At 68.4% G+C, this 8,702-nt stretch carries 9 protein-coding genes; all 9 read right to left on the minus strand.

Going from position 1 to position 8,702, the window contains the following annotated elements; genetic code table 11:
- Nucleotides 1-230 precede the first annotated feature (230 nt).
- Nucleotides 231-887, minus strand: coding sequence for an amino acid ABC transporter permease (locus L810_RS35020; RefSeq protein WP_021162904.1), 657 nt, complete (start codon nt 885-887; stop codon nt 231-233).
- Between the two features lie 27 nt (nt 888-914).
- The gene (locus L810_RS35025; protein ID WP_021162905.1) at nt 915-1,646 is read right to left on the minus strand and encodes an amino acid ABC transporter permease; all 732 of its coding nucleotides are present in this window, start codon (nt 1,644-1,646) and stop codon (nt 915-917) included.
- Nucleotides 1,647-1,689: 43 nt separating this feature from the next.
- Nucleotides 1,690-2,508, minus strand: coding sequence for a transporter substrate-binding domain-containing protein (locus L810_RS35030; protein ID WP_021162906.1), 819 nt, complete (start codon nt 2,506-2,508; stop codon nt 1,690-1,692).
- Between the two features lie 40 nt (nt 2,509-2,548).
- Nucleotides 2,549-3,622: an ABC transporter ATP-binding protein gene (locus L810_RS35035; protein ID WP_021162907.1), complete on the minus strand. Its 1,074-nt coding sequence runs from the start codon at nt 3,620-3,622 to the stop codon at nt 2,549-2,551.
- Between the two features lie 40 nt (nt 3,623-3,662).
- A complete protein-coding gene (locus tag L810_RS35040) occupies nt 3,663-4,505 on the minus strand; it encodes an ABC transporter permease (RefSeq protein WP_021162908.1) in 843 nt (280 codons plus the stop codon).
- Nucleotides 4,502-5,425: an ABC transporter permease gene (locus L810_RS35045; protein WP_021162909.1), complete on the minus strand. Its 924-nt coding sequence runs from the start codon at nt 5,423-5,425 to the stop codon at nt 4,502-4,504. Before L810_RS35045 ends, L810_RS35040 begins: the two co-directional genes overlap by 4 nt.
- 4 nt (nt 5,426-5,429) lie before the next feature.
- The gene (locus L810_RS35050) at nt 5,430-6,527 is read right to left on the minus strand and encodes an ABC transporter substrate-binding protein (protein WP_042977462.1); all 1,098 of its coding nucleotides are present in this window, start codon (nt 6,525-6,527) and stop codon (nt 5,430-5,432) included.
- A 150-nt stretch (nt 6,528-6,677) separates the two neighbouring features.
- On the minus strand, nt 6,678-8,150 hold the full coding sequence (locus tag L810_RS35055) for an aldehyde dehydrogenase family protein (RefSeq protein ID WP_021162911.1): 1,473 nt from the start codon (nt 8,148-8,150) through the stop codon (nt 6,678-6,680).
- Nucleotides 8,147-8,702: thiamine pyrophosphate-dependent enzyme (locus L810_RS35060; RefSeq protein WP_042977464.1), on the minus strand; the 556-nt coding region annotated here is incomplete at its 5' end. The genes L810_RS35060 and L810_RS35055, both read right to left, overlap by 4 nt.

The following is an 8,702-nucleotide window of genomic DNA, read 5'->3' on the forward strand; positions in this document are numbered from 1 at the left end:
GCATACGAGATCGTTTCACGTGACTGGAGTTCAGACGTGTGCTCTTCCGATCTTCTTGATCAGCGTCGACTTGCCCGAGCCCGACGGGCCGCACACGACGACCACTTCGCCTTTCTTGACCTCGGTCGTGCAGTCGGTGAGGACCTGAAACGGGCCGTACCACTTCGAAACGTTGCTGATGGAAATCATGGGGGATACCTGCATCGTAATGAGGCGCGCGCGGCGCCGGTTCAGCGTGCCTTCGCGACGCGGTAGCGGCGTTCGAGCACGCGGGCGTACCACGTCAACGGGAAGCACATCGCGAAGTAGAGCAGCGCGACCATCGCGTAGATCGGAAACGGCTTGAACACCGCATTGGTGATGATGTTGCCGGTCTTCGTGAGTTCGGTCAGCCCGATGATCGACGTCAGCGCCGTGCTCTTCACCGCCTGCACGAGAAAGCCGACGGTCGGCGGCAGCGCGATTTTCCATGCCTGCGGCCACACCGCGTAACGGAGTTGTTGCGTCCACGTCATGCCGAGGCTGGCCGCCGCACTCCACTGGCCGCGCGGCACGGCGTCGACGCAGCCGCGCCAGATGTCGGCCAGGTACGCGCTCGCGTTCAACGTCAATACGACCGATGCGGCGGTCCACGGCGTCACGTCGATGCCGATCAGCGGCAGTCCGAAGAAACCGAGGAACAGCTGCATCAGCAACGGCGTGCCCTGAAACAGCTCGACGTAAAGGCTCACGAAGCGGCGCAGCGCCGGCACCGGCGAGATGCGCATCGCGAGCAGCGCGAACCCGGCGACGCTGCCGCCGACGAACGTGATCAGCGACAGCAGCATGGTCCAGCGCGCGGCCAGCAGCAGGTTCCACGCAATATCCTGGAAGGTGAATTCGATCATCGGGCACGCTCCGTCGGGAGGCCGGTTTCAGGGGAGCGCGCGCCACGTAAAGCGGGCAACGCACGAGCGGCGCGGTGCGGCGGCCGCACCGTGCGGCGCGCGGCCCGCGAACAGACGGCGGCCGACGCGATTGAGCAGCATGCGCAGCGCGATCGACAGCAGCAGGTAGATCGCAGTCACGACGATGTAGATCTCGAACGCACGGAAATTGCGCGACTGGATGAAGTTCGCCGCATAGGTCAGGTCGGGCACCGAGATCTGCGACACGACGGCCGAACCGAGCATCACGATCAGCACCTGCCCGAGCAGCGCGGGGTACACGTTCGCGAGCGCCTGCGGCAGCACGACCTGACCGAACACCTGCCGGCCGTGCAGCCCGAGCGCACGTGCGGCCTGCGTTTGCCCGTGCGGAACCGATTCGATGCCGGCCCGCAGGATCTCGACCGCATACGCGCCCAGGTTGACCGTCATCGCCAGCACGGCCGCCTGCGCTTCGTCGATGTGCACGCCGATCCCGGGCAGCCCGAAGAAGATGAAGAACAGCTGGACCAGGAACGGCGTATTGCGGATCAGCTCGACGTAGGCCGCGACCAGCGCGCGTGCCCAGCGCGGGCCGGCGAGCGCGGCCCACGCGCCGGCGGTGCCGATCAGGCCGCCGAGCACGGTGGAGGCCGCGGTGAGGCCGAGCGTCACGCCGATCCCGCGCGCGAGCATGCCGGCGTAGAGGCCGAAATCGCTGAAGTCGAACACGTAGGTCATAACGATACCTTCCGTCGTGAATGCGGGGCGGGCGCGATGCGCATCACAGGTCGGCCGGCAGTGCCGCGTGCAGCCACTTCTGCGACAGGGTGTTCAGCGTGCCGCTTTTCTTCGCGCCGGCGATCGCGTCATTGACCTTCTGCATCAGGCGCGGCTCGTTCTTGTTCAGGCCGACGTGATCGGGCGAGCTGAACAGCGAGAACTTCTGCTCCGGATCGATCGACGGATGGCGCGCGATGATCGTCGCGCCGACGTCGTTGCCGATCACGAGCAGTTGCGCCTGCCCCGACAGGAACGCCGCGATCGCGCCGTTTGGATCGTCGAAGCGCTTGATCGTCGCGTTCGGCGGCGCGACCTTGCTCACGCTCAGGTCCTCGAGCGTGCCGCGCGCGACCGCGACCGACTTGCCGGCGAGATCGGCGGTGCCTTTCACGGCGAGCGATTTCGGGCCGAATACCGCGAGATAGTACGGCGCATACGCGTTCGAGAAATCGATCACCTTCGCGCGCTCCGGCGTCTGGCCGACCGACAGCAGCATGTCGGTCTTGCGGTCGGCGAGATACGCCATCCGGTTGTCGCCGGTGACCTGCACGAGCTCGACTTTCGCGTTGAGCGCCTTGCCGATCAGCGCCGCCATGTCGATGTCGTAACCTTGCGGCTTCATGTCGGGGCCGATCGAGCCGAACGGCGGGTAGTCCTCGAACACGCCGATGCGCACGACGCCGGATTTCGCGATCGTGTCGAGTGCGTCGGCATGTGCGAGCGGCGCGATGGCGGCGAGACCCGCCGCGCAGGTGCAGACGAGGGCGGTGCGGGCGAGCAGGCGTCGCACGAGACGGTGGGCTTGGGTCGATGCGTTCATGATGGAGTCCTTGTTGCTGCGCTGGGGAAAGAACCGGAAATCAGGCGCCGCGTGCGGCGATCAGCTTGCATGCATGCGCGGGTAGCTCGGCGGCGACCGGCATGCCGACGTGCAGGTCGGGCGTTTCGCGCGGCGTCGTCGCTGCCGTCAGCGTGAAGCCGCGGCAATCGATCGTCGCCTCGATCGACGCGCCGACGTCGCGCACGAACGTGACCGTGCCGGCGAGCGTGTTCGGCGCGGACGGCGAGACCGAGGCCGCGCGCACGCACACGTCCTCGGGGCGAATCAGCAGGCGCACGGCGTCGTCCGCGCGCGGCGCGTCGGGCGCGCGCCGGATCGCGAGCCGTTGTCCGCCCGGCAGCACGATCGCGTCGTCGCCGTCGCACGCGACCGGCAGGATGTTGCCGAGGCCGATGAAATCCGCGACGAATTCGTTGACCGGATCGCGATAGATGTCGAGCGGCCGGCCGACCTGCTGGATGCGGCCTTTCTCCATTACGACGATCTCGTCGGCCATCGTCATCGCTTCGCGCTGGTCGTGCGTGACCATGATCGTCGTGATGCCGAGCCGTTGCTGGAGCAGCCGGATCTCGACCTGCATCGCCTCGCGCAGCTTCGCGTCGAGCGCCGACAGCGGCTCGTCGAGCAGCAGCAGGCGCGGAGACGAAGCGATCGCGCGTGCGATTGCGACGCGCTGGCGCTGCCCGCCCGACAGCTGCGTGACGAGCCGGTCGGCAAGGTGCGGAAGCTGGATGAGTTCCAGCAGCTCCGCGACACGCTGCGTTTGAGCCGTCCTGGCCGTCTTGCGCAGCCGCAGCGGATACGCAATGTTCTGCGCGACCGTCATGTGCGGGAACAGCGCGAGCGACTGGAACACCATGCCGAAGTCGCGCCGGTTGGCCGGCACGTGCGTGAGGTCGCGGCCGGCGAACGTGATCGTGCCCGACGTCGGCGTCTCGAGGCCGGCGATGATCCGCATCAGCGTGGTCTTGCCGCAGCCCGACGGGCCGAGAAAGCAGACGAGCTTGCCGTCCGGCACGGACAGGTCGACGTGATCCACGGCATACGCGTGGTGGAAGCGCTTCGTCACGCTCTGAAGGGTGAGCTGGGTCATGGGGAGTCCTTGGATGGGCGAGGGCGGAGTCGTGCGCGTATCAGAGCGCGACGCCCTTGTCGCCGACGAGTTTTTCGAGCATCCAGATCAGCGCGAAATCGATCGCGACGGTGAACACCGCGAAACAGAACACGGTCGGGTCGAGCGACGACACGGTGCGGCTGTAGAGCCAGACCGGCAGCGTCATCGTGTCGACGCTGTACAGGAAGAACGTCACCGTGAACTCGTTGAACGACACGATGAACGCGAACAGCATGCCGGCGAGGACGCCCGGCCGCATCAGCGGCAGGACGACATCGACGAACGCGCGGCGCGGGCTCGCGCCCATCAGGCACGCGGCTTCCTCGAATTCCGGGCCGATCGATGCGACCGATGCCGCGCAGTTCTTCACGGTAAACGGCAGCGTCAGGATCACGTGCGCGACGACGAGCCGCACGAGCCCGAGTTCGACCGGCAGCGCGTTGAACACGAGCAGCAGCGCGAGGCCGAGCATGACGAGCGGATAGACGATCGGCAGCGCGACGAGCTGCTCGACGAACGTCTTGCCGCGGAAGCGATAACGCGACAGCGCGTAGGCGGCGGGTACCGAAACCGCAGTCGCGACCAGCATCGTCGCGATCGCGACGACGAGGCTCGTCGTCAGCGCGGCACCCATCGATTGCGCACTGCCGGCATCGGCGGTCACGAAGGTCTGCCAGGCGGCGCGGTACCAGTGCAGGCTGAAATCGCGCGGCGGAAATTCGAGCGTGCCCGACGAGCCGAACGACATCGTGATCATCGTCACGATCGGCAGTGCGGCGAGGCACAGCACGAGCGTCGCGAGGGTGCCGGTCGCGCGGCTCAGACGGCCGGGCAGCGGTGCTCGCGGCAGAAGGGCATTCATCGGTTCACCTCGTCACGTTGCAGGGCGCGCACGAGGCGCTGGGAAACCGCCATCACGACGAGCGTCGCGCCCATCAGCACGACACCCGAGGCCGACGCGGCCGGCCAGTTCAGCAGCGGCGCGACCTGGTCATGCACGAGCACCGCGAGCATCGGCACGCGCCGGCCGCCGAGCAGCAGCGGCACCGCGAACGCACTCGCGTTGTAGGCGAACACGAGCAGCGCGCCCGATACGAGCCCCGGCATCGCGAGCGGCAGCGTCACGTGCCGCAGCGTCTGCCAGCGCGTCGCGCCGAGCGTCGCGGCGGCTTCGTCGTACGCGCGGGACACGGCACGCAGCGCGCTCGACAGCGGCAGCACGGCGAGCGGGAATGCGGTCTGGATCAGCCCGAGCAGCACGCCGTGTTCGCGGTACAGCAGCTGCAGTGGCCGTTCGATGACGCCGGCCGCCAGCAGCGAGCGGTTGAGCAGGCCCGCCGGGCCGAGCATCACGAGCCAGCCGTAACCCTGCAGCAGCAGGTTGACGAGCAGCGGCAGCAGCACGCCGGCAAGCATGAGCCGCCGCGCGAGCCGCGATTCGGCGCGCGCCATCGCCAGCGCGACCGGGATCGCGAGCAGCACCGCGCATACCATGCTCTGGAACGCGAGGCGCAGCGTGAGCCACAGCGAGTGCATGAAGTACGGGTCGGCGAGATCGGCGTAGTTCTGCAGCGTGAACGTGCGCCATTCGTCGCCCGGCGTACCGACGCTCATCCGCAGCACGGTGAGCGTTGCCGCCGCGAGCACCGCGAGGAATGCGAGGATCGGCGCAAGCAGCAGCCACGCCGGCACGCCGGGCCGCGCGGCAGCGGCGGCCGAAGCGCCGCCGGCCGGGCCGGCGGCGACGGGTTCCGCGTGACGGGAGGAAGGCAGCGAGGCCATGTCGTCAGGCCGCGAAGAGGCTGGTATAGCGCTTGATCCACGCCGGCTGAACGACGGCGAGCGCCTTGTCGTCGTGGAGGATGGCCTTCTCCGCGATCTGCTGCGGCGACGGCACGAATGCGCGGCTTTCCGCCGGGATCACGGCCTTCGAATTCACCGGCCCGTTCAGCACGTCCGCCGCCATCCGGCCCTGCACGCCCGCGTCGAGCGTGTGGTTGATGAACGCATGGATCAGGTCGAGGTCGCCCGGGTGCGCTTTCGGAATCACCGTGAACATCAGTTGCGTCGCGAAGCCTTCCTTCATCCCGTACGTCACGCCCATCTTGTAGTCGGGCTTGCGGATCTGGTCCGGGAAGAACGCGGGCGAATAGATGCCGCCGATGTCGAGCGAGCCGGTGCGGAACAGGTCGGCGACCTGGTTCGGGTTTTCGCCGAGCGTCATCACACGATCCTTGAGCGCCGCGAGCTTGCGGAAGCCCGGCTCGATGTTCTGCTGCGAACCGCCGGCCAGCTTCGCGGCGACGATCGCGAGATCGACCGCCTCGGCCCACTCCGGCGGCGGAAGAAACAGGCGCCCCGCATATTTCGGATCCCACAGCGCTTCGTAGCTCGCCGGTGCGGTCTTGACGGTCGACGTGTTGTAGATCAGCCCGTCCGACCACAGCAGGTAGCCGACACCGAACCCGTTTGCGCCCGTGCGGTACTGTGGCGCGACGTCCTTCAGGTTCGGCAGCCGGTTCAGGTCCGGCTTCGCGAGCAGGCCTGCATCGGCGAGGCCGGCCGCACCGACGCCGGCCAGCGTGATCACGTCGTAGGTCGGCCGCTCGCCGGCGGCCTTGACCTTCGCGACCATGCCCGATGTGCCGTCCGCGCGGTCGGCGATCACGCGTGCGCCGGTCTGCTTGCTGAACGTTTCCGCGATGTTGCGCAGCGCGGCCGCACCGGTATCGTCAGACCACGTAAGGATGCGCAGCGTCTTGCCCGCGAAGTTGCTGGTCTGTGCCTTCGCAGTACTGATGAACGGCATCGGAAGGGCGGATGCGGCGAGTGCCGTGCCGAGGGTTTTGATCACCTGCCTTCTGCCCGCCTTGAAGTGTTGCATGGCCGTCTCCTGATGAACGATGCCGGGTGGTTCGATGCCGGTCGCCGAACGGCGGCGCGGGGTGTGGATGCACTGTAGGGAGGTCAAATTTCCGCAACAAACGAAATATCCGCATGCGCGGCATGACATAAACGCATGGGCCGGACGGCCTCAGCGGGCCGGCATCATGACCTGCTTGATCTCCTGGAATGCGGCCAGCCCGAACGGGCCGAGCTCGCGTCCGACGCTGCTGCGCTTGTAGCCGCCCCATGAGGTTTGCGGATAGATCAGTTGCGGCGTGTTGATCCACACGACGCCTGCTTCGAGCGCGTCGGCGACCCGCTTGCCGCGTGCCGCGTCGCGCGTGACGACGGTCGCGACGAGCCCGTATTCGGTATCGTTGGCGGCCGCGATCGCGTCGTACTCGGTATCGAACGTGCGGACGCACAGCACCGGCCCGAAGATTTCGTCGCGCCATAGCGGGCTGTCGGCCGGTACGTCGGCGAACAGCGCGGGCCGGATGAAGTAACCGGGGCCGGCGGGCACGTCGCCGCCCGTCACGAGCCGCGCGCCGTCGGCGCGGCCTTGCGCGATGTGGCGCTTCACGCGTTCGTATTGCGCGCGGTTCGTCAGCGGGCCCATCTGCACGCCCGGCGCGAACGGCGGGCCGACGACGGTCGCGTCGATCCGCCGCGCGAGGCGTGCGATCAGGTCGTCGGCGAGCGGCGCGGCGACGAGCACGCGCGAGGTCGCCGAACACATCTGCCCCGCGTTGAACAGGCCGCCGCCCGCGATCAGTTCGACCGCGTGGTCGGGATCGGCGTCGTCGAACACGACGATCGACGACTTGCCGCCGAGTTCGAGGCCGACGCCCTTGATCGTGTCCGCGGCCGTTTTCATGACCTGCGCGCCGACCGCCGTGCTGCCGGTAAACGACACCTTCGCGACGAGCGGATGCGCGCACAGCCGGGCACCGACGTCGGGGCCGGTGCCCGTCACGACGTTCAGCACGCCTGGCGGCAGGCCCGCTGCGGCGGCGATCGCGACGAGTTCGAGTTCCGGCAGCGGCGTGATCTCTGACGGCTTCAGCACGACGGTACAGCCGGCCGCGAGCGCGGGCGCGAGCTTCCACGCGGTCGTCACCATCGGGAAATTCCACGGCACGATCAGCGCGGCGACGCCGGCCGGTTCGCGCCGGATCCATGCGCGGTGGTCGTCACCGGGCAGCGCGACCTCGGTTTCGCCGTCGGTGTCGATGCGTTCCGCGAGGCTGGCGTAGTAGTCGAACGTGGCGATCACGTCGGCGACGTCGATCTCCGCTTCGGCGAACGGCTTGCCGTTATTGAACGACTGCAGCGTCGCGAGCCGTGTGCGGTGCGTGTCGACGCCGCGCGCGATCGCGCGGAGCAGGGCCGCGCGCGCGGCGCCCGTCGTGCGTTTCCAGCCGGGAAACGCGCGGGCTGCGGCCTGGACGGCGCGCTCGACGTCCGCGCTGCCGCCGGCAGCCACATGCGCGAGGACCGCTTCAGTCGACGGATCGACGATCGGCAACGTGGCGCCGTCGGCGCCGGACCCCCACGCGCCGGCGATGAAAAGCCCGGTACGCAGCGGCGGATCAAAGTGAAAATCGGGGGCCTGACTCATCGCTGCACCTGCTCGAACCATGTCGCTTCGTCGATCTCGATTACGGTCGGGATCGCGCGCGCGACGGCGTCGCGCAACGTGGCCGCCAGTGCGTCGGGCGTCGCGGCCGCGTGCGCCGCGCAGCCGAAGCCGCGCGCGAGCGCCAGGAAATCGGGCGTGTACGGATCGACGCCGATCGGCGTGATGTCGCGCGCGACCATGTATTTGCGGATCTCGCCGTAGCCGCGGTTGTTCCAGACGATCACGATCACCGGCACGCGGGCCTCGACCGCGCTCGCGAGCTCCGGCAACGTGAACTGCAGGCCGCCGTCGCCGATCAGGCAGACGACCGGGCGTGCGGGCGCGGCGAGTTTCGCGCCGATCGCGGCGGGCAGCCCGTAGCCGAGCGTGCCGTAGCCGGTAGACGAGTTGAACCAGCTGCGCGGTGCGTGCGCGTCGTGGGTGAAATTACCGACGTACACGGGGCTCGTCGAATCGCCGGCGACGATGACGCCAGGCAGCGCCGCGACGATCGTGTCGATCAGCCGCGCCTGCGCGCGCGCCGGGCCGTCG

The sequence above is a fragment of the Burkholderia sp. AU4i genome (genome assembly GCF_000466765.1).
GTDB lineage: Bacteria > Pseudomonadota > Gammaproteobacteria > Burkholderiales > Burkholderiaceae > Burkholderia > Burkholderia cepacia.

Bases quoted from the DNA above. Each gene is read 5' to 3' on its own strand.
- L810_RS35020 (WP_021162904.1), bottom strand. From the start codon at position 887: ATGATCGAATTCACCTTCCAGGATATTGCGTGGAACCTGCTGCTGGCC.
- L810_RS35025 (WP_021162905.1), bottom strand. From the start codon at position 1,646: ATGACCTACGTGTTCGACTTCAGCGATTTCGGCCTCTACGCCGGCATG.
- L810_RS35030 (WP_021162906.1), bottom strand. From the start codon at position 2,508: ATGAACGCATCGACCCAAGCCCACCGTCTCGTGCGACGCCTGCTCGCC.
- L810_RS35035 (WP_021162907.1), bottom strand. From the start codon at position 3,622: ATGACCCAGCTCACCCTTCAGAGCGTGACGAAGCGCTTCCACCACGCG.
- L810_RS35040 (WP_021162908.1), bottom strand. From the start codon at position 4,505: ATGAATGCCCTTCTGCCGCGAGCACCGCTGCCCGGCCGTCTGAGCCGC.
- L810_RS35045 (WP_021162909.1), bottom strand. From the start codon at position 5,425: ATGGCCTCGCTGCCTTCCTCCCGTCACGCGGAACCCGTCGCCGCCGGC.
- L810_RS35050 (WP_042977462.1), bottom strand. From the start codon at position 6,527: ATGCAACACTTCAAGGCGGGCAGAAGGCAGGTGATCAAAACCCTCGGC.
- L810_RS35055 (WP_021162911.1), bottom strand. From the start codon at position 8,150: ATGAGTCAGGCCCCCGATTTTCACTTTGATCCGCCGCTGCGTACCGGG.